Annotated in this window: 16 protein-coding genes and 1 pseudogene; 4 read left to right on the top strand and 13 right to left on the bottom strand. The window is 51.0% G+C overall.

What is annotated here, in order from left to right:
- The 4 genes and pseudogenes from hcp-2 to JIG40_RS10555 all read right to left on the bottom strand — a co-directional run.
- Nucleotides 1–137, bottom strand: a pseudogene (gene hcp-2 / locus JIG40_RS10570) (type VI secretion system effector Hcp-2); the annotation flags it as partial.
- Between the two features lie 293 nt (nt 138–430).
- Nucleotides 431–2,620, bottom strand: coding sequence for a 1,4-alpha-glucan branching protein GlgB (gene glgB, locus JIG40_RS10565; RefSeq protein ID WP_055452246.1), 2,190 nt, complete (start codon nt 2,618–2,620; stop codon nt 431–433).
- 165 nt (nt 2,621–2,785) lie between these two features.
- On the bottom strand, nt 2,786–4,966 hold the full coding sequence (gene malQ, locus JIG40_RS10560; protein WP_199465322.1) for a 4-alpha-glucanotransferase: 2,181 nt from the start codon (nt 4,964–4,966) through the stop codon (nt 2,786–2,788).
- 104 nt (nt 4,967–5,070) lie between these two features.
- On the bottom strand, nt 5,071–7,524 hold the full coding sequence (locus tag JIG40_RS10555) for a glycogen/starch/alpha-glucan phosphorylase (protein ID WP_024373924.1): 2,454 nt from the start codon (nt 7,522–7,524) through the stop codon (nt 5,071–5,073).
- A 532-nt stretch (nt 7,525–8,056) separates the two neighbouring features.
- Here JIG40_RS10555 and malT point away from each other — a divergent pair.
- Nucleotides 8,057–10,765 carry an HTH-type transcriptional regulator MalT gene (malT, locus tag JIG40_RS10550; protein ID WP_199465321.1) on the top strand — a complete coding sequence of 903 codons (2,709 nt, stop codon included), beginning with the start codon at nt 8,057–8,059 and terminating at the stop codon, nt 10,763–10,765.
- A gap of 62 nt (nt 10,766–10,827) precedes the next feature.
- On the opposite strand, the gene JIG40_RS10545 is transcribed toward malT, so the two are convergent.
- The 6 genes from JIG40_RS10545 to cyoA form a co-directional block, all read right to left on the bottom strand.
- Entirely contained in the window at nt 10,828–11,184 is a 357-nt protein-coding gene (locus JIG40_RS10545) for a YibL family ribosome-associated protein (protein ID WP_004727368.1), read from the bottom strand.
- Nucleotides 11,185–11,328: 144 nt separating this feature from the next.
- A complete protein-coding gene (cyoE, locus tag JIG40_RS10540; RefSeq protein WP_024373922.1) occupies nt 11,329–12,195 on the bottom strand; it encodes a heme o synthase in 867 nt (288 codons plus the stop codon).
- A gap of 6 nt (nt 12,196–12,201) precedes the next feature.
- Nucleotides 12,202–12,516: a cytochrome o ubiquinol oxidase subunit IV gene (gene cyoD / locus JIG40_RS10535; protein WP_024373921.1), complete on the bottom strand. Its 315-nt coding sequence runs from the start codon at nt 12,514–12,516 to the stop codon at nt 12,202–12,204.
- On the bottom strand, nt 12,516–13,115 hold the full coding sequence (gene cyoC / locus JIG40_RS10530; RefSeq protein ID WP_024373920.1) for a cytochrome o ubiquinol oxidase subunit III: 600 nt from the start codon (nt 13,113–13,115) through the stop codon (nt 12,516–12,518). Before cyoC ends, cyoD begins: the two co-directional genes overlap by 1 nt.
- Nucleotides 13,105–15,144 carry a cytochrome o ubiquinol oxidase subunit I gene (gene cyoB / locus JIG40_RS10525; RefSeq protein WP_024373919.1) on the bottom strand — a complete coding sequence of 680 codons (2,040 nt, stop codon included), beginning with the start codon at nt 15,142–15,144 and terminating at the stop codon, nt 13,105–13,107. The genes cyoC and cyoB overlap by 11 nt, the downstream gene beginning before the upstream one ends.
- A gap of 6 nt (nt 15,145–15,150) precedes the next feature.
- Entirely contained in the window at nt 15,151–16,065 is a 915-nt protein-coding gene (cyoA, locus tag JIG40_RS10520) for a ubiquinol oxidase subunit II (RefSeq protein WP_024373918.1), read from the bottom strand.
- Between the two features lie 426 nt (nt 16,066–16,491).
- Here cyoA and JIG40_RS10515 point away from each other — a divergent pair, with 426 nt between their 5' ends.
- Together JIG40_RS10515 and JIG40_RS10510 are read left to right on the top strand one after the other, a co-directional pair.
- Nucleotides 16,492–16,881 (top strand): DCC1-like thiol-disulfide oxidoreductase family protein, encoded by a 390-nt coding sequence (locus tag JIG40_RS10515; protein ID WP_199465325.1) that lies wholly within the window; start codon nt 16,492–16,494, stop codon nt 16,879–16,881.
- Between the two features lie 126 nt (nt 16,882–17,007).
- The gene (locus tag JIG40_RS10510; RefSeq protein ID WP_024373916.1) at nt 17,008–18,669 is read left to right on the top strand and encodes a methyl-accepting chemotaxis protein; all 1,662 of its coding nucleotides are present in this window, start codon (nt 17,008–17,010) and stop codon (nt 18,667–18,669) included.
- 70 nt (nt 18,670–18,739) lie between these two features.
- Here the strand turns inward: JIG40_RS10510 and JIG40_RS10505 are convergent, their stop codons facing one another.
- Together JIG40_RS10505 and JIG40_RS10500 are read right to left on the bottom strand one after the other, a co-directional pair.
- Nucleotides 18,740–19,615 carry an NAD(P)-dependent oxidoreductase gene (locus JIG40_RS10505; protein WP_143683090.1) on the bottom strand — a complete coding sequence of 292 codons (876 nt, stop codon included), beginning with the start codon at nt 19,613–19,615 and terminating at the stop codon, nt 18,740–18,742.
- Between the two features lies 1 nt (nt 19,616).
- Nucleotides 19,617–20,528, bottom strand: coding sequence for a LysR family transcriptional regulator (locus JIG40_RS10500; RefSeq protein ID WP_055452248.1), 912 nt, complete (start codon nt 20,526–20,528; stop codon nt 19,617–19,619).
- A gap of 83 nt (nt 20,529–20,611) precedes the next feature.
- Between JIG40_RS10500 and JIG40_RS10495 the strand changes: the two genes are divergently transcribed.
- A complete protein-coding gene (locus JIG40_RS10495) occupies nt 20,612–20,869 on the top strand; it encodes a DUF2798 domain-containing protein (RefSeq protein WP_199465324.1) in 258 nt (85 codons plus the stop codon).
- Between the two features lie 23 nt (nt 20,870–20,892).
- Here JIG40_RS10495 and JIG40_RS10490 read toward each other — a convergent pair whose 3' ends face one another.
- Nucleotides 20,893–21,612: a YebC/PmpR family DNA-binding transcriptional regulator gene (locus JIG40_RS10490; protein ID WP_024373912.1), complete on the bottom strand. Its 720-nt coding sequence runs from the start codon at nt 21,610–21,612 to the stop codon at nt 20,893–20,895.
- Nucleotides 21,613–21,649 lie beyond the last annotated feature (37 nt).

Below are 21,649 nucleotides of genomic sequence, written 5' to 3'. Positions count from 1 at the left end.
TGGTCGAACTGCTGAACCAGCATCTCGTCTTCGTGACCTTCAACGAATGAATCGCCGATAGAATCCGCAGTACAAGCGCCTGCAGTGATTAGACCCTGAGTTTGACCTTCGATAGAGATATAACATGGAGTTGGCATTGCTCATTCCTTTCTAACTGGTTGTTTATCAGGCAACGGGTTAAGACAACCTTTGCCATTCGATAAAACGTTCGTGATGTAAGTGCGCTCAGCGCGAATTCAGTGAGTAAGGGAGCAAAGTCGATGCCACTTTGGCATTCTTTTAAAATCAATTAGTTATATTTAAAACCTTGCCATTAGAGCAACAAACTGCCTTTGAACAAGCAAGATCTTGCTTGTCGGGCAAGGATCCTGCGATACAAAAAAGCCCGATTTACATTGTAAAATCGGGCTCGAACAGGCTAATGAGTCATTCAGTCGATAAACTTATACATTAACGTAGCCAAAGGTGGCACGCGTAGTCTCAGTGACTGAGGTAAACCCTCACTAGGTACTTTTTCCGTAGCCACCAGCGTATTGACCTCAAAGCCGCTGCCATCGTACTGAGGCGCATCGCTGTTGAGCAGCAGTTGATAACTACCTGTCTTGGGTACACCTAAGCGGAAAGATTCATGTGGCACAGGGGTGAAGTTTGTTACCACCAGAATGCGCTCGCCATTTTCACTAAAGCGTTCATGGGCAATCACGCTGGCATCAGCGGAATCTTGCAGGCGCCATTCAAAACCTTTCGGATCGCAATCCAGTTCATGCAATGCCGCTTCATTACGGTACAGATGGTTCAAATCACGCACCAGACTTTGCACACCGTTATGACGGGCAAATTCCAGCAGGAACCATTGCAATTGATCATCGTGATTCCACTCCGCCGTCTGACCGATCTCCGCTCCCATAAAGTTAAGCTTCTTGCCTGGCTGACCATACATGTAACCCAAATAAGCGCGCATGTTGGCAGTTTGCTGCCATTCATCGCCCGGCATTTTATAGATCAGAGAGCGCTTGCCATACACCACTTCGTCGTGAGATAGCGACAAGACGTAGTTTTCGCTAAAGGCATAAATCAGCGGGAAGGTCAGCGTATTGTGGTGATACTTGCGGTGCACCGGATCTTCCTGAATGTACGACAAGCTGTCATGCATCCAACCCATGTTCCATTTAAAGCCAAAGCCCAAACCGCCCATAAAGGTTGGTGCAGAGACCCCCGGAAACGCCGTGGATTCTTCGGCAATGGTCATCGCATTCGGGAAATATTTGTAGACCTCCTCGTTCATCCACTTCAGCGTTGCGATCGCATCATAGTTCTCACGGCCACCGTCGATGTTAGGAATCCACTGATCGTGACTGCGCGAGTAATCGAGGTACAGCATCGACGCCACCGCATCAACACGAATGCCATCAATGTGGAACATTTCAAACCAGTACAGCGCGTTAGAAACCAGAAAACGGCGTACGTGCTCGCGCCCTAAATCATAGATGTACGAGTTCCAATCCTGATGCCAGCCCCGGCGTGGATCCGGGTCGTGATAGAGTGGTGTGCCATCGAAGTTGGCCAAACCATGGTCATCCGATGGGAAATGAGCCGGAACCCAGTCAAGCACCACGCCCAGTCCGGCTTGGTGACAGGCGTCGACAAAGTATTTGAAATCATCGGGTGTACCATAGCGACTGGTTGGCGCGAACAAACCAACAGGCTGATAGCCCCAAGAGCCGTAAAACGGGTGCTCCGAAACCGGCATCAGTTCAACATGGGTGTACCCCATATCGACCAGATACGGAACTAACTGATCAGCCAGTTCACGATAATTGAGGAAGCGGCCATCTTCGCCGCGTTTCCATGAACCAGCGTGCAGCTCATAAAACGATAACGCTTCTTTGCGTTTTTCCGTCACCGGACGGGTTTGCCAAGACGCATCCTGCCACTCATAGCTTTCGTGGTCATACACTACCGAAGCAAAGGATGGATACTGCTCAGCGTAACTACCCCACGGATCGGCTTTATGCGGTAAACCTTCACCATGTGGACCTTTCAATTCATATTTATACTGCACACCCGCTTCGAGGCCCGGAACAAACAAGCCCCAAATGCCGTAATCAAGACGCTGCATCGGATGGCGGCGACCATCCCATTGGTTAAATGAGCCGATCAGGCTGCAAGAGGAAGCGTGCGGCGCATACACCAGAAAACGTACCCCAGAGATCTGCTTTCCATCACGTTCAAGCGTGACAAAGTGCGATCCCAGAAAATGATACATCTGCTTTGGCGTGTGCAGGTCGTCGTACTCGGCGTAAATGGAATGATACTGATACGGGTCGTCAATCAACTGCTCGACACCAGCCCAGTTGACAGCCAATTGATAATGGGTAAAACGCAGATCACGTGATGATTTGAGAACAAAACCGGATTCATCTTCACGCTCCAGCGCAATGCGGGGTTCCCCTTCAATCACCAGCTCAACGCTGTCTGCGCCCGGCAGCCACACTCGCAGCGCGCACTGTTCATCGGCAATGTAGGGGCCTAAAAAGGCAAAAGGATCAGCAAACGCGGCGTGGGAAAGTTGTTGATAGGCCAGTTGCTGTTTGGATGGCTTCTTTTTTGTCGTTTTCAATATACCTACTCCTAACCTTGACTCACTCAAAAGAAAAAAATGCCCGCTAAAAGTGCGGGCTTGCTAGCGTTAAACCATCTTATCGAACTCAAGTATGACGTGGAGTGACCGAACCTAAACTTCTCGTTGTAATTTATGAGAAAAGGCTAAATCACTCCAATGGGTTTATTTGCTTGCCTTGGCGCGAACTTCGCTCAGTTTCGACGCAATGCGGTTCACGTCTTCACGGGCGAAAATTTCGTCCAGATTCATGGAAAGCTTACGGCGCCAGTTAGGGTATTCATTAACTGTGCCAGGAATGTTGACTGGCTTATCCATTTCCAACCAGTCTTCAAGCTGGACACTCAACAACGCCGAAGAACCGGCAGCGACGTGCAACTGCAACGCTTCGCTCAGGTAGGAATCCATCGGGACCAGGCTGGCATCACGGCCTACGCCTTCAGGCAGGTAACCATGCCACGCCACTGAATCCAGAATGCCTTGCTTGCACTTGAGGCGATCATCAAACAGCGCCGCCAGTTGGATTGCATCTGGGTACAGGCCAATTTCACCGCCAAGTTTCAGGTCGTCGCAGTGCCAGAAACCACGCAGCGTTGGCATGTCGTGTGTACACAGCGCTGCCATTGACTGCTCGGCATAATGCTCCGGAGAAATAAAGCCGCCGTCGTCTTTGGAAGTTTCGAAGAAGAACACTTTGTATGAGTGCACACCGGCATCACGCAGCAACTCTACGATTTCATCCGGTACGGTGCCCAAATCTTCGCCGATCACGCTGCACTGATGGCGATGCGATTCCAGCGCCAAAATCGCTAGCATATCTTTCACCGGATAGTAGATGTACGCGCCTTTGGTCGCGTTTTCACCTTTCGGAATCCACCACAGACGCAGCAAACCCAGCACGTGGTCGATACGCAGTGCACCACAATGCTTCATGTTTGCACGCAGCAGTTTGATGTAAGCATCGTAAGCGGTGGCTTGCAGAACTTGTGGGTTCAGTGGCGGTAAGCCCCAGTTTTGCCCCAGAGGACCAAGAATATCCGGCGGCGCACCAATGCTCGCGTCCAGGATCAGGTTGCCATCATCCGCCCAGGTTTCAGAACCTGCGTCCGATACGCCCACTGCTAAATCGCGGTACAGACCGACGGACATGCCCTTCTCTTCTGCCAAAGCCTGAGCTTCATTGATCTGGGTGTCAGCAATCCACTGCAGGTACATGTAGAGGTGGACGCTGTCCTGATTCTCTTCAATGTATTTCTGCACTGCCGGGCTATCGAAGCGACGGTAGCTTTCCGGGAACACTGGCCAGCCCCATACTTGGCTGTCTTTGGCGTGTAGGTCAGCATGCAGCGCATCAAACGTTGCCTGATGCAACAGGCTATCGCCACCCTCTTCGACAAAGTTGAGGAAGGCATTGGCGCGATCGGTGTTTTTTTCCAGATGGCGTTTTTTGAATTCAGCAAACAGCAGCGGCAGCACACTCATCTTCATTTCAGCGACTTCGGTGTAGTTCACCCAATGCGTGTCACGCACTTTTTGGAGGCGCTGTTGGAAATCCGGGCTGCCGACACGTTGCTGCGCTTCGCCGCTCAGTGCAAATTCCGGCACAGAGCTGACATCGATGTAAAGAATGTTCAACCAGCGACGCGAAGACGGGCTGTATGGGCTAGCGCCTTCCGGGTTAGCCGGGAACAGAGAGTGAATCGGGTTCAGACCAACAAAATCACCACCGCGTGACGCGATGTCAGCAACCAGTTGTTTCAGATCACCAAAGTCACCGATACCCCAGTTATGCTGGGTACGCAGGGTGTAAAGCTGTACGCTCGGGCCCCACAGTTTCTTGCCATGTTCCAGCGCAGATTGCTTAAAACAAGCTGGTGGCGTAATGATCAGCGTCATTTCATACGGCGCTTTGCGGCGTTTGCGGGTGATGTGCAGCGTATGGTAGCCCCATGCCAGATCGCTTGGCAGGGCAAACACTAGAGGGCCACCCTCGGCACGCTCGTCTCGAACGATTTGAGACTGAAGATAGCCTTCAAGTACCTCTCCTTGCTCGGTTTCAAGACGCCAGTTAAATTCGCTTTCACGGGCACTCACGCCCAGATAAAGCGGAACTTCCACCGCTTCACCTTCGCGGATCACCAGAACCGGATCCAACACATCTTTCTTGTGTTTTTTCTCTGCCGACTTCAATAAGGTTTCGTCATTGGTGGTGTCGTAGCCCAAAGACGCCAAAAGACGACGGATAGTGTCGTCTTCAACACGCGCTTCGTCGCCCCATGCGCTCACATAGTGATCGACAATTTTTGCCATCTCTGCGACTTGTTTTAATGCATTTTGTTCTTTCATCGCTCTCTCCGAAGGGACTGCTTTCCCCTTCAAAACGTGTAGGGTGTGTTGTAATAAATATGGTTGTGACACAGCCAAGGCAGTTGCCTTGGCTGTTATTTGGCTTAGCGTTTGACCGCTTCCAGTTTCCAGATGTTGTTGACGTAATCCCGAATACTGCGGTCTGAGCTGAATTTGCCCACCAGTGCGGTGTTGAGAATGGCTTTCTTCGCCCATCCCGCCTGGTCGCGGTATTGCTGGTCGATGGCTTCGTGCGCCGCCACATAAGAGGCGAAGTCTGCCAGCACCAGATACGGGTCGCCGCCATCGAGCAAGCTATCGTACGTTGCACGCAGTTTGCCCGGCGCGCCCGGCGTGAACTCGTCGCCCACCAGCAGATCCAACGATGCTTTCAGCAGCGGATCCGCGTGGTAGAAGTCGTACGGGTTATAGCCGTTGGCTTTGAGTGATTCCACGCCATCCACTTCCAGACCGAAGATGTAGATGTTGTCATCGCCCACTTCTTCACGAATTTCTACGTTCGCGCCATCCATGGTACCGATGGTCAATGCACCGTTCAGCGCCATCTTCATGTTGCCGGTACCCGATGCTTCTTTACCTGCGGTAGAGATTTGCTCAGACACATCCGCTGCCGGAATGATGATTTCAGCCATGCTGACGCGGTAATCCGGCACAAACACCACTTTCAACTTGTTGTTGATGCGCGGATCGTTGTTCACTTTCTCGGCAATCTTGTTGATGGCGTAGATGATCTCTTTAGCCAAGTGGTAACCCGGTGCTGCTTTCGCTGCGAAGAACACTACGCGAGGATGCATGTCAAAGCTTGGATCGTTCAGCAGACGGTGGTAAAGAGACAGAATGTGCAGCATGTTCAGGTGCTGACGCTTGTACTCGTGCAGACGTTTGATCTGCACGTCAAAGATCGCATTGGTATCAAGATCGATGCCCATGTTCTCTTTCACCCAGTGCGCCAGACGCTCTTTGTTCTCTTTCTTCACGGCCATGAACTGTTTCTGGAACGCTTTATCATCAGCAAACTGAGAAATCGCTTCTAGCTGATCCAGATCCGCAGGCCACTGATCACCAATTTTCTCCGTGATCAGCGCTGACAAACCCGGGTTACAGAACTTCAGCCAGCGACGTGGCGTAATACCGTTGGTCACGTTTTGCAGACGACCTGGGTAAAGCTCGTTGAATTCAGGGAACAGGTCACGCTTCACCAGTTCAGAGTGCAGCGCCGCTACGCCGTTCACCGCGTAAGAACCGATCACACACAGGTTCGCCATGCGTACCATGCGGTGGAAGCCTTCTTCGATGATCGACAGCTTTTGCTGTTTCGCCACATCACCCGGCCATTTCGCGCGTACTTCCTGCAGGAAGCGGTGGTTGATTTCGTAAATGATTTCCATATGACGAGGCAGCAGGCGCTGGATCAGAGACTCGCTCCAGGTTTCCAATGCTTCTGGCAGCAACGTGTGGTTGGTGTAAGCGAAGGTTTTTGAACAAATCGCCCACGCCGCTTCCCACGACAGGTCGCGCTCATCAATCAGGATGCGCATCAGCTCAGGGATCGCGATGGTTGGGTGCGTGTCGTTGAGCTGAATGGTTTCTTGTTTTGACAGATCAGCCAACGCAAAACCAGCCGCTTCATGGCGACGCAGAATGTCGCGAATCGACGCAGCACTGTGGAAGTACTGCTGCATCAGACGCAGTGTTTTGCCTTTCTCGTGGTTGTCGTTCGGGTACAGCACCTTAGTGATGTTGCCCGCGTCAATCAGTGAGTGCTGCGCTTCAAAGTAGTTGCCGTTGTTGAAGCTTTCCAATGAGAACGGTGCGATCGCGCGGCATTCCCACAGGCGCAACGGGTAGACCGTCTCGCTCTGGTAACCGACAATCGGCAGATCCCACGGCATCGCCTGAACCAGCATACCCGGTACCCAGCGGCGCTTCTCTTTGCCGTTGTCCTGATACACTTCCACATGGCCGTAGAAACCGATTTCCTGTTTCAGTTCAGGACGTGCCACTTCCCAAGGGTAACCTTCAACACCGCACCAGGCATCGGGTGCTTCTTTCTGATGGCCTTGTTCAAAAGATTGTTTAAACAGGCCGTACTCATAGTGCAGACCATAACCCACTGTCGGGTATTCCTGCGCAGCACAAGAGTCCATAAAACACGCCGCCAGTCGGCCCAGACCGCCGTTACCCAGTGACGGGTCGCGCTCTTCTTCGAGCAGATCGGTCAGGCTTTGACCCAGTTCGGTCATCGCTGCTGAAATCTCTTCGTACAGCCCCATGCTGATCAGGTTGTTACCTGTCAGGCGGCCGATCAGAAATTCCAGTGACAAGTAGTTCAGGCTTTTCGCGTTAACAATGCGCTCATCCTGCTCGGTTTGCAGCAGATCAAACGTGGTTAATTCGGCCAGGGCACGGCCCATCGCCAAATACCAAGAGCGGCTGGATGCGTGCTCAATCGTCGTCGCGTAGGTAGCAGTCAGGTGGCGTTTTACGTTTTCTTGGAACAAAGCTTTATCAAAACTTTTTTGTTGAGTAGGTTTCATTGAGAAATCTCACTTTTCGGTTCTAATCCATCTGAGACATATCGTGCATCTGCTACGCAATCAAAACATCCTCCTGTTTCCGGCGGAATTTAGGAGGAGGAGTCAGGGCGTAGAAGGGGTAGCACCTGAGTTGGAGTGATCTATCTCCCATTGATTGGGCAAGTCGCGAAATTATGAGTGACAGGGATCACGGCAACCATCTCCATAACCCTAGTGGAGATTTATTAAACGCAGGTTTCTCCGCCTGAAATCATTTGCTCAATGTGCAGCCGCGATCACAAACTATTCGTTCTCGTTACGCAGATTTCACTAATTTTCGTAGAGGGTGGTAGTCATACACCGCTATCTACGCACCATTTTAGTGATTAACTTCACAATAATAGGGCGTAGTTTAGTGAGAAGTGTGAAACCTGCAAAAATCTCGTGGGCGATCAATAAACGTAGGGAAAGACATCAAGTAACATCTTCATCATTAAACCGTGAGCTAGCCCTCACTACCTATTACAAAGAGACAGAAACGGGAAGTACGACGATGTGGATACCCTCTAAATTAACTCGCCCCGGACGGCTGCATAACGCCATCGTCAGGCCGCGGGTATTAGAACTGTTGCAGCAGGCTCCCTGCTATAAACTCGTTCTGTTCCGCTCGCCCGCTGGCTATGGCAAAACCACCATGGCGGCGCAGTGGCTGGCGGACAAACCGAATGTCGGTTGGTACAGCATCGATGAAAGCGACAACGACACGTTCCGCTTCATGAACTACCTGCTGCAAGCGATCAACAAAGCCACATCGCAAAGCTGCCCGAACGCGCAAAAACTGGCGGAGCGTCGCCAGTTCTCTTCTCTGCACTCCCTCTTTAGTGAAGTGTTTGCCGAAATGTCGGATTTTCATCAGGAATGCTTTGTCGTGCTGGATGACTACCATCTGATCTCGGATGAAGAGATCCACGAAGCTATGCGCTTTTTCCTCAAGCACATGCCCGACAACCTGACACTGGTCGTGACCAGCCGCATGACGCCGCCGCTGGGTACCGCCAACCTGCGCGTGCGCGATCTGATGATCGAAATTGGCAACGAGCTGCTGGCCTTTGATACCGAAGAAACCACCCGCTTCTTTAACCAGCGCGTCGCCGATGGCATTGATGACATCACAGCCGTCAGCCTGCGTAATTATGTTGAAGGCTGGCCGTCAGCCCTGCAATTGATCGCTTTGCAGGCGCAGCATCAGAAACGCACTCTGGCGCAAACGGCAGAATCGGTATCGCACTTTAACCACGCGCATTTGTGGGACTATCTGGTGGAAGAGGTATTTGACCTGCTCGATCAGGAAACACGCTACTTCTTGATGCAGTGCTCCGTGCTGGATCATTTCAATGACGCTTTGGTATCTGCGCTCACCAAGCGTGATGACGCACTGAGCATGATTGAATCGCTCAACCGCTATGGCTTGTTTATCTACCCGCTGGAAGGCGAGCAGAACTGGTATCGCTTCCACAACCTGTTTGCAGAGTTTCTTGCCCACCAGCGTATGGCGCGCATTCCGCAGCAAGAACAAGAGCTTCACCGCGCTGCAGCCCGCGCGTGGCTGGAAGCCAATACGCCGCATCAGGCACTGCGTCATGCACACCTCGCTCAGGACACAGACTTACTGGCCAGTATTCTGACTCAGCACGGCTGGAAGATGTTCAACCAGGGCGAATTGGAAGTGCTCGAAGCGGCAATCAACCTGCTCACGCCAACGCAGCTCTACAGCGAGCCGAAACTTTGCCTGCTGCAAGCCTGGCTGGCGCAGAGTCAGCACCGTTACGATGATGTCGGCGATATGCTTATCCACGCCGACAAAGAGATGAAAGCGCTCAACGTTGAGCCAAGCAGCAAAGAACAGGGCGAATTCAACGCGCTACGTGCGCAGGTTGCCATCAACCAGAACGCACCAGAAAAAGCACTGGAGCTGGCCGAACTGGCCTTGAGTCAACTTGATAACACCATTTACCGCAGCCGCATCGTGGCAACCTCGGTGGTGGGCGAAGTCAATCACGTACTGGGGCAACTGAGCCGCGCGCTGTCGATGATGCAGCAGACCGAAAAGCTGGCGCGCCAGTATCAGGTTTACCATCAGGCACTGTGGGCGCTGCTACAACAAAGCGAAATTCTGATCGCACAAGGCTACGTGCAGGCCGCATTCGAGGTGCAGGACAATGCGTTCAAGCTGGTCGAAGAGCAGCATCTGCACCAAGTGCCGCTGCACGAGTTCCTGCTGCGTATCCGCGCGCAAATTCTGTGGTGCTGGAATCGTCTGGATGAAGCCGAAGAGTGCGCCTATAAAGGGCTGGATGTGCTTGGCAATCACTCACCAAGTCAGCACCTGCACAGTTACTCGATGCTGGCACGCATTGCGATTGGTCGTGGCGAGCTGGATAAAGCCGGCCGCTTTATCGAACAGATTCAGCATCTGATGAAACAATCCAACTACCACGTCGACTGGACCGCGAACGCCTCACTGTCGCTGATCCTCTACTGGCAGGCACGTGGCGATCTGGATGCAATGCAAACCTGGCTGGAGACCGCTTCCAGACCGGAGCGCGCCTGCAACCACTTCTCACAATTGCAGTGGCGCAACATCGCTCGCGTGCAGATCAATCTGGAACGCTACGAAGATGCGGAGCAAACACTCACTTTCATGCAAGAACAGGCGCAGCAGTATCAGCTCATCACCGATATGAACCGCAACCTGATTGTAGAAGCGAACCTCGCGACTTCTGGCGGTCAGGAGGAACTGGCACGCGAGAAAATCAAAGAAGCGCTGCGTCTGACCAACCAGACTGGCATGATTGGCAACTTCCTGATTGATGGCTACAAGATTGGCCACTTGCTGGAAAAACTGGTACATCGGGTTGAACTCGGCGATTTAGAACGTCATCGCGCGCAGCAACTGATGAAAGAGATTTCCACCACCCAGCGCAGCCGCTCAGTGCATTTCGACGAAGAGTTTGTCGAGAAGCTCATCAACCACCCGAACATTCCGGAGTTAGTGCGCACCAGCCCGCTGACGCAGCGCGAATGGCAGGTGCTGGGGCTGATCTATTCCGGCTTTAGTAATGAGCAGATTGCGCAGGAGCTGGATGTGGCAGGAACCACCATCAAAACCCACATTCGTAACCTGTATCAGAAGCTCAACATCGCCAACCGTAAAGAGGCGATTCGCACCGCAGAGAATCTGCTGCAATTGATGGGTTACTAATCAAAAGCCAGAAACGCAAAGAGCCAGCTATCGCTGGCTCTTTTTATTCTTGCGGTGTCGCCTTAGAACGGCTTTGGCGCAAACCCGGTCATCACTTCCAAACGCAGCGCTTTACCGACTTTGGTCATCGGGTGCACAACAACCAGGCCTTTGACTGATTTTTTCAGCTTACCCAGATCCGCCTGCTCGGCTTTGGTGATTTCGCGCGAGAAAGGCATATCCGCCAGTTTCTTACGCTCTTTATTCGTCTCGTAATCGTTTTTGCCTTTTAGGCCGTTCAGCTTCTTCGACAGCTCTTCCACCTCATCGGTGAACTTGCTGATCATCGCGTCATCGCCGCGAGTCTTAGCAGCATCCAACTTGTGACGGCAGGTATCGAGACGGTTATGCATTTGTTGAATGTCGTTTTTTAGACTCATGGAAAAACCCTCTTTGTAGATCGGGCACGGAGTATAGCACAATGCGTCAACGCGTAACGGTTTTCTCACCAACAAAATATCCGCTATGGCGGAAAAGAAAAGGCGCCCATAAAGGGCGCCTTTGAGCTTGTGACGGGTTGGAAGCTAGATAGTCAGAGGAATCAGTTCCAAGCCAAGAACAGAACTGATACCCATCACTACCAGCAGTGACACTTTAAACACCGTTTTTGACCATTCGACATAGTTGTCTTCGGTCACCGGTTTGAAAGTCACTTTGGTCCACATGAAGCACACGGCAGAAGCAATCACCAGGTACTCGTAGCCACACTCCCCGAGAAGGAACAAAGCCAAAGCCACCAGGTTGAATGCCACCACATACGCCATCATGTGTTTGCGTGCTTTTTCAATGCCAGATACAACCGGCAATACAGGAATGCCAGCGGTCTTGTAATCTTGCATACGGAACATCGCAATCGCGTAGGAATGCGGCATCTGCCACAGGCAGAACAATGCAAACAGCAGTACCGCTTCCAGGCTGATGTAATTGGTTACGGCAAGGTAACCCACCAGCGGTGGTACGGCGCCAGAGACGCTGCCGACTAAAGTGCCGTACACAGAGGTGCGTTTGTACCACATGGTGTAGAAGAACACGTAAAACACGTATCCCAACAACACCACCACTGTCGAGAGCGGGTTAGCCATGCGATAAAGCAGAGCCGTGCCACCCAGCAGCAGAGCGATAGCGTAGACAAACGCGTGGTCAACATTGATTTCCCCTTGCGCCAGTAAACGGCCACGAGTGCGATCCATTCGCAAATCGATATCACGATCGAAAATGTTGTTCACCACACAGCCTGACGCAATCACCATTGCCACACCCGCCAAGGTGTATGCCAGCAAAGCCACATCAGCCGCCTCAGATTTCGCTGCGAGGAAGTACCCCGCAGCGACTGAGATCAGGTTACCGATGATGATGCCCGGCTTGGTGATAGAGATGTAACCTTTAATCATGGATGCCTACATCGCCATGTTGATGTTGAGGTTCCACATGATCCAGATTGAACCACCAATCAGAATCAGTACCACCATGGCGGTAAACATCAGAGACACAAAGTTCCAACGGCCATCATCGGTACGGGTTTCCATGTGCAGGAAGTACACAAAGTGCACAAACACCTGCACGATCGCGCAGCCAAACATCAGAGCGTAAGTAACCGTCTCTGGCAGGCTTTGAGTCGCGACAAAGTAGAACGGGATAATGGTCAGGATCAGTGACGCAATAAAGCCCTTGATGTAATCGTTTTTACCAGAATCTACGTGTTGGTTGCTCATTACATTACTCCCAGTAGGTAGACGATGGTGAATACACAGATCCAAACGATATCCAGGAAGTGCCAGAACAAGCTTAAGCAGTTAAAGCGGGTTTCCATCATTTCGTTCAGGCCTTTGCTGTTGAGTTGCCAGTAGCACACTGCCAGCCAAATCAGACCAAAGCTTACGTGCAGACCGTGCGTGCCCACCAGCGTAAAGAACGCCGACAGGAATGCACTACGCTGCGGACCTGCGCCTTCTGCAATCAGGTGATGGAACTCGTACAGTTCCATGCCGATAAAGCCAGCACCCAACAGGAAGGTCACCGCCAGCCAACGTTTCAGGCCAGCGATGTCTTTACGTTTCATCGCAATCATACCGAAACCAAACGTGATACTACTGAACAGCAGCAGCATGGTTTCAGCGAAAACGAATGGCAGTTCAAACAGCTCTTTGCCGGTTGGACCGCCAGCGGTCGCGTTAGACAGGACGGCGAACGTTGCAAACAAGCTTGCAAACAGAACGCAGTCGCTCATCAGGTAGATCCAGAAACCGAACAGCTTGTTGCCACCGGTGTCGTGATGATCGTGATCATGTGCGCCATGAACATTAGCGTGCATAGGTCACCTCCATATCTTCATCGTCACCCTGGTCGCCAGACACTGGGTTAGCGGTCGCTTGCGCAGCACGTTTACGGTGCGCTTCTTCAATCGCTTTGATTTCATCAACCTGAACGTAGTAGTCGAGGTCTTCGTTGAAGCTGTGTTTGATACTGGTTACGACGATACCGATAAAACCAATAGCCGCCAGCCACCAGATGTACCAAATCATCGCGAAGCCGAAGATCAGTGCCCAAGCCGATACGTAGATACCCGTTGGTGTGTTCTTAGGCATATGAATTGGCTGGTATTCCACTTCTTTGTTCAGATCGTGTTCACCGCGCTCTTTCTGGTACCAGAAGGCATCCAGTTCGTCGCCTTTCGGCAGCACTGCGAAGTTGTAGAACGGAGGCGGAGATGACGTTGCCCATTCCAGAGTACGGCCACCCCATGGGTCGCCAGTCAGGTCCAGGTTCTGTTTACGGTCACGCACACTCACGTAGATCTGAATGAACTGACACAGGACGCCCAGCGCAACAATTGCCGTACCAAAGGCAGCAACCGCCAGCAGAGGGAAGAACTCATGGTCGATGTTCTGGCTGATACGACGAGTCATCCCCATAAAGCCCAGCGCGTAAAGCGGTAGGAATGCCAGAATGAAACCAGTCAGCCAGCACCAGAACGCACGTTTACCCCAAGTTTCATTCAGAGTGAAACCGGTCGCTTTCGGGAACCAGTAAGTGATCGCTGCGAAACAGCCGAACACCACACCACCGATGATAACGTTGTGGAAGTGCGCGATCAGGAATACCGAGTTGTGCAGTACGAAGTCAGCACCCGGTACGGCCATCAGAACGCCAGTCATACCACCGATAGAGAACGAAATCAGGAAGCCGACCGTCCACATCATTGGTGTTGTGAACTGAATGCGACCACGGTACATGGTGAACAACCAGTTGAAAATCTTAACCCCGGTCGGGATAGAGATGATCATGGTCGCGATACCGAAGAACGCGTTCACGTTCGCGCCGCCACCCATGGTGAAGAAGTGGTGCAGCCAAACAACAAACGCCAGAATGGTGATAACAATCGTTGCCCAAACCAGAGAGGTGTAACCGAACAGTTTCTTACGCGAGAACGTCGCAGTGACTTCTGAGAACACACCGAACACTGGCAGAACCAGGATGTACACTTCTGGGTGACCCCAAGCCCAAATCAGGTTGACATACATCATCATGTTGCCACCCATATCATTGGTGAAGAAGTGCATGCCCAGGTAACGGTCAAGCGTCAGCAGAGCAATGGTTACGGTCAGAATCGGGAACGAGATAATGATCAGGATGTTGGCGCAGAACGATGCCCAAGTGAATACTGGCATTTTCATCAGCGGCATAGACGGCGTACGCATACGCAGAATCGTCGCGAAGAAGTTCACACCTGTCAGCGTGGTACCAACACCGGATATCTGCAGTGCCCATATCCAGTAGTCGACCCCGACACCCGGACTCGCATCAATGCCAGACAATGGCGGGTATGCAAGCCAACCGGTACGGCCGAACTCACCCACAGCCAGAGACATGTTGGTCAGGATGACACCGACAACAAACAGCCAGAAGCTCAGGTTGTTCAGGTATGGGAACGCCACGTCACGAGCACCGATTTGCAGCGGCACCACGATGTTCATCAAACCGATGACCAGCGGCATCGCCACGAAGAAAATCATGATCACGCCGTGCGCGGTAAAGATTTGGTCGTAGTGGTGCTGAGGCAGGTAACCTGCTTCACCCGCTGACGACAGCAATTGTTGGCTACGCATCATCACTGCATCGGCAAAACCACGAATTAACATGATCATCGCGACAGCAATGTACATAAAGCCCAGTTTTTTGTGGTCTACCGAAGTAAACCATTCATTCCACAGGTACTGCCATTTACCCATACGAGTAATGGTCACTACCACAGCAAGGCCAACAAGCGCGATCACTGCCATAGTGATCATGATGATAGGCTCATGATATGGAATGGAATCTAGTGTTAGTCTTCCAAACATCGTTTGTTACCCTTTATGTTCTGCCATGTTCATATGACCATGCTCTTCAGCTTCACCACCCATGCTGTGAGAACCCATAAACTGCATAACCACAGTCGAGAACAAGTCATGAGGGACGTGAGAGAAGTAAGTCACAGGAACGTCTTCACTTGGTTTCGCAAGCGCTTGGTAATCGCTGAAATCGTGCAGCATTTTTGGCTGTGATTTCACTTCGTTAACCCAGCTGTCGAAGCTCTGTTGATCTGGCAATGCATTGGCCACGAACTTCATGTGCGAGAAACCTTCGCCGCTGTAGCTGGCAGACATGCCTTTGAACTCACCTTCGTGGTTCGCAATCAGGTGCAGACGAGTCACCATGCCAGGCATCGCGTAGATCTGGCTGCCCAGTTGCGGAATAAAGAAGGAGTTCATGATGTTGTCAGAAGTGATTTTGAACTTCACAGGAACATCTTTCGGGAATGCGACGTAGTTGACGGTAGCAATCTGCTGCTCTGGATAGATGAATAGCCATTTCCAGTCCAGTGAAACAACTTCAATCGTCATCGGTTTGACGTCACTTTGAAGTGGGACGGATGGCTCCAGCTCATGCGTAGAACGCCAGGTAATCACACCCAAAATCGCGATGATGATGATTGGAATCGTCCAAACCACCACTTCGATTTTGGTCGAGTGAGACCATTCTGGTGTGTATTCTACGTCAGTGTTGCTCGCACGGTATTTGTAGGAGAAGTAAATTGTCATCAGAATCACGGGGATGACGACAATCAACATCAGAACAAGAGCGGTGATGATCAACTCTTTTTCACGTACCCCTACCATGCCCTTGGGATCAAGCAAAGCAGATTGACATCCTGAGAGGAGCAAAATTGCAAAAAACAATCCCGCTCTCGACAAGATGTTTTTGTATCTTGAGGCTTCCATTGACTTTCTCGACTGTATTTGCAGATTTCCACCGACAAAAGTTGGCACTTTTTGGAATCTGCGGTTGATGTTTATGAGTATTTTTATGTGTGTTGAGCTTGAACAAATGTTTACTTGAGGTAACATTCGCGTGCACGCAAGTCATGAACATCGACATACGTCCAACAATTCAACTCACGCCAAAACACAAATGTCACAGTCGGAAACATTTTGTTACATCTGGCGCATTATGCGGACATTAAGTCCGAATCACAGTAGATCAAATTGCAATCTTACCTTTCATAAATGGAATCATTAGTAAATTTAAACCTTTACTAATGTGGGGTTACACACTTCAACCACCTGTTATATCTGAAAAGTTTCTTTGATTTGGATCAAGAAATGTCATACTTTTGTGCTAAGAAAAAAAGTTAATAAGCTCGAATGATGTCACAAATTACGATTTTTTTTGATGGGCGCTGTCCGCTCTGCTTTCGCGAAATGTGCGCATTAAAGCAGCATGATGTTCATCATTCCATCACCCTGATCGACATCCACAGTGAAGCCATGGACGCCTATCCCGAGATCGACGCAGAAGAAGCGCGGCGGATCCTGCTCGCCTACAATTCGCAAGGTGAGCTGATCCGAGGATTGGATGCGCTACATTTGGCCTGGTCTTTGGTCGGTAGGCCGTGGATCTATGCCATGACACGCTGGCCTGTTATCCGTCCACTCGCCAATTACGGCTATTTATTGTTCGCTCGTCATCGCTACACATTATCCCGCTGGCTGACAGGTCAGAGCCGTTGCGATAACGATCAATGTCGACGCAAATAACAAAATCTAACCAACTCCCCTCCCCCGTAACAAAACTGCGCTACGATTACTGAGTAAAACAACAATAAGCCACCTCAAACCAGAGCGCAGGCAAAAGACAATCACCTTTACTGGACGGGACACGCTATGAATTTAACCATACGTCATCGACTCTATATTTTGTCGATCGTGCCGCTGCTGATCATCGCCATCAGTATGATGTACTTCACTTTTACCGAGACCCAGAGCTTCAGTCACACTCAAATGGCCAACACGCGCGAAGCGATGATGGACATGAAGAAGGCGGAGCTTAAAGCGTATTTACAGATCGCCGAATCCGCACTGACGCCGCTGAAAAACCGCCAAGCGACCCGCGAGGATGCGGTCGCGATTTTGCAGGAGATTGCGTTTGGCCAAAATGGCTACCTGTTTGGCTACGACAGCAAAGGCACCAGAGTCCTGCTGGGCAAAGGCCAAACCGGACTGGGAGACAACTTCATCGATTTACAGGACTCGCAAGGCAACTATCTGGTGCGGGATCTGATCAAAAACGCCAAAAGCGGTGACTTCACTACTTACTATTTCCCCAAACCCGGTGAGACTCAGCCTCTGCCTAAATTAAGCTACTCCGTCTATCTGCCACAGTGGGATCTCATCATTGGTACCGGTTTTTATACTGATGACGTCGACGCCGAAATCGCCGAAATGGAAATGCTCGCCAAACAAAGACTCACCAGTAGCTTGTGGACGCTCACCGCGATCAGCGTCGTGATTGTGGTATTGGTGGGGATTGTTGCCATGTTCATCAACCGCAGCATCTTGCATCCTCTGCGTCTCTTTGATGCGTCAATCCGCTCGTTTGCCAGCGGCGATGCCGATCTGACAGCGCGTATGGAACGTTTCAACGTGCCGGAATTTGCTCAACTGAGTGAGAACTTCAATGCCTTTGTCGCCAGCCTGCAAGACATCATCAAACGAGTGAACTTGGTCGGCCAGCAAGTGGTGGATGAAACTAACTCCATGACCCAGCGCGCGACCCAGGTCGATGATTTGGCTTCCGGTCAGCGCGAAGAGACCGAACAGGTTGCCACCGCCATGACGGAGATGACCACTACGGCGCACGAAATTTCCAATAATGCCAGCCAGGCTGCGCAATCAGCCAAAGAGGCAGACGACAATGCCAAAGAAGCCCATTCGATTGTTGATACCGCTGCGCGGTCCGTACAGTCACTAGCGGAAGAAGTGGCCGAAGCCAGCAGTGTTATCTCCAAACTGGAAAGCGATGTGAAGAACATTTCCACCTCCCTTGCCGTGATTCAGGATATTGCTGAACAAACCAACCTGCTGGCACTCAATGCTGCCATTGAAGCGGCGCGCGCAGGCGATCAAGGGCGCGGCTTTGCAGTAGTTGCCGATGAAGTGCGTAAACTCGCCAGCCGCACACAAGACAGCACTGGTGAAATTCACGCCATGATTGAGCAGTTGAAAGCGGCTTCCGATGCTGCGGTACGCGCGATGGATTCCAGCCAGAATCGCAGTGTCTCTACCGTGCAGGAGGCCAATGCCGCCGCCAAGGCGCTGGAGCAAATTCAGCAGTCGATTGGCACGATTATGGATATGAACTCACTGATTGCGACCGCCACGGAAGAGCAAAGTCTGGTTGGGCAGGAAATTTCACAACGTATTGTGGTGATCTCCGATCAAAGCAGTCAGTCTGCCGATCTGGCTAATGAAAACCGTCAAGGCAGCCAGGCACTCAATGGTCGTGCGCATGAACTGTATGACTTGGTGGCACGGTTTAAAGTTTAACCAGTTTTACACTGTAAACCGTCATAAAAAAGCCCCCGACTTCGGGGGCTTTTTGGCTATATAGAGCGGTCTATTGTTTGGCTTCCTGCTTGACCGCTTTAATCAATACCGAGGTGTCCATGCGACCATCCCCGTTTGCAGACAGGCTGCGATATGCTGCAATGGTTTTCTCGGTCATCGGTAAATGCACGCCCTGACGCTGAGCTTCATCCAGGCAGAAGCCCAGATCTTTGATCATCCAATCAATGGCAAAACCAAAATCAAACTTGTTCTCTGCCATGGTCACTGCACGATTTTCCATCTGCCATGAACCCGCAGCACCATTTTTCAGGCAAGCAACCAGCGTTGGAATATCCAGCCCGGCGTTTTCCGCCAGAATCAGACCTTCCGACAAACCGTTAAGTACGCCAGCAATACAGATCTGGTTGACCATCTTAGCGCGCTGTCCCTGACCGACGCCGCCCATCAAAACCGAAGAACGGCCATACGCCTTAAATACTGGCTGCAGTTCATCAAACAGATCCGCCTCGCCACCACACATGATGGTCAACACGCCGTTTTCCGCGCCAGCCTGACCGCCGGATACAGGTGCATCCATAAAGCGAACACCGACTTTCTGCGCCGCCGCGCCCAGCTCTTCTGCCAGCTGTGCTGAAGTCGTCGTGTGATCGACCAAAATAGAGCCCGGCTTCATGAAGGCCAATGCGCCTTGCTCGCTGGTGGTCATGCTACGCACATCGTCATCATTACCCACGCAGGTCAGCACCACATCGGCATCGCTCACACACTCCGCCACCGTGGCGGCCGCATGACCACCGTGTTGTTCAGCCCAAGCGATTGCTTTCGCCTGAGTACGGTTGAACACCGTCACCTCAAATCCCGCTTTCACCAGATGACCGGCCATCGGGTAACCCATAACACCTAAACCAATAAAACTGACTTTCATTTTAATCTCCTTTTACGACAGGCGCGCCTTTGTCGAGCTTGCTCACTGCATCAAGCAGTGCCTCAACCAGTAAGGCCAGCGCCCTGGGCTGATACTTTCTATCCCGATACACCAAATAGGCCTGTTTGGCGCTGCGATGATACTTCGGTAGTAACTGTACGATATTCATGCTTTTAGAAACATGCCGATATGGCAGTGACGCCACTCCCAAGCCGCGCTCTACGGCACTGGCAATTGCATTGATGTCGTTGACGATCAATTTGGGTCTAATATGAATCAGGCGCTCAAACTCTTCACCACAATAAATCGGGATCTCTTGCGCGCGATCGACCGAGATCCAATCCAGTGTTTCGAGTTGATCCAGACTGGTGATCGGTCCACATTGCGCCAGATACTCAGGGCTGACAAAAAAACCGTGATTCGCTTTAAACAGAGGACGCGCAATCATGCCTTCCATGTTGTCGATATCAAAGGTGATCAACAGGTCGCGATTGGTTTCTGGTGTCACAGACTCCTGGCTTAGCGCCAGCTCGACGTGCACTTTCGGATGCTGACGAATGAACTCTTCCACCACTTTCCCGACAAAAGCACGATAGAAGTTGTGAGGAATGGCCAGCTTAACACTGCCGGTCACTTCCTGATTTTCTGATAACATCTGGTTAAACGTGCTTTCCAGATTTTCCATTCCGCTGCGAATAGCCAAAAATGCCTGCAAACCACTTTGCGTGGCGACCAGTTCCCTGCCCTGCTTTTCCAGTAAACGAAGATTCAGACGTGATTCCAATGCGGACAGGCGGCGAGACATGGTTGAGATTGGTAACTTAAGCTTTTTCGATGCCGATACCAGTGAACCTTCCTCCACCACACAGAAGAACAAATAGAGATCGTCAATGTTTCCGAAAATGGAATTCATACTTCTTTTCTTGGGGATTTTTCTCAGTTATGGATAGTTATATCTTAGTTGCCATACAGAGGAAACAAGAGAAAAAATCCATGATAAGTCGTAAACAATTCTGGCTAACCGCGCTGATGTCATCGTTTGTGATGGCGCTAATCATGTCTGGCGTGTTATCTGGCTATAAGCTCGGCTTTAACGCACAGTGGCCGCAGATATGGTTGAACGGATTTACTATCGCCTGGCCGCTGGCGCTGCTGCTTAACCTTACCGTTCTGCCACAAATCCGCAATTTAGCGGCATGGCTTTCGAGACCCCATTCAGGCATCAAATCTCAGGCAGAAAAAAACCGAGCTTAAAGCTCGGTTTTCTTTTTGCGTTCTTATTCGATTTCAGCGTTGTGATATACCTGCTGAACATCGTCGCAGTCATCAAGAAGGTCTAGGAACTTCTGGAATTTCTCTGCGTCTTCACCCGATACTGGTGTTGGTGTTTGAGGAACGAAAGTAATTTCTTCCACATCAATGGTCAGATCAGGGAATGCAGCGTTTAGCGCTGTTTTAGTTTTGAAGAACTCAGTGTGAGGAGCGAATACTGTGATCACACCATCTTCGAGTTCAACGTCAGTCACGTCGACATCTTCCATCATTAGCGTTTCAAGAATCACTTCATCGTCTTCGCCTTTGAATTGGAATACCGCTTGGTGATCGAACATGTGAGAAACAGAACCTTCCACACCAATTTTCGCACCTACTTTTACAAAGCATTGGCGAACGTCTTGGAACGTACGGTTGCCGTTGTCAGTTAGACAGTCAACAATAACGTTTGTACCACCTGGGCCAAAACCTTCGTAACGCGCTGGTTGGTAATCTTCACCGCCGCCGCCGTTCGCTTTATCGATCGCTTTTTCGATAACGTGCGCCGGAACCTGATCGCGTTTCGCTTTAGTGATCAGGTGACGCAGAGACAGGTTCATGTCTGGGTCGCTACCACCGTTTTTCGCACACACGTAAATTTCTTTACCGTATTTGGAATAAACTTTAATTTTTGCGCCTGCAGTTTTCGCCATAGAGGCTTTGCGCACTTCAAAACTTCTTCCCATCGGGATGTTCTCTCTAGTTCAAATTTTATGCGACGGA

This window comes from Vibrio sp. bablab_jr001 (assembly GCF_016464285.1).
In the GTDB taxonomy this organism is placed as follows: Bacteria; Pseudomonadota; Gammaproteobacteria; order Enterobacterales; family Vibrionaceae; genus Vibrio; species Vibrio fluvialis.
The sequence above is the reverse complement of the archived record's forward strand: the minus strand, read 5'-3'. Positions and strand labels throughout refer to the sequence as shown.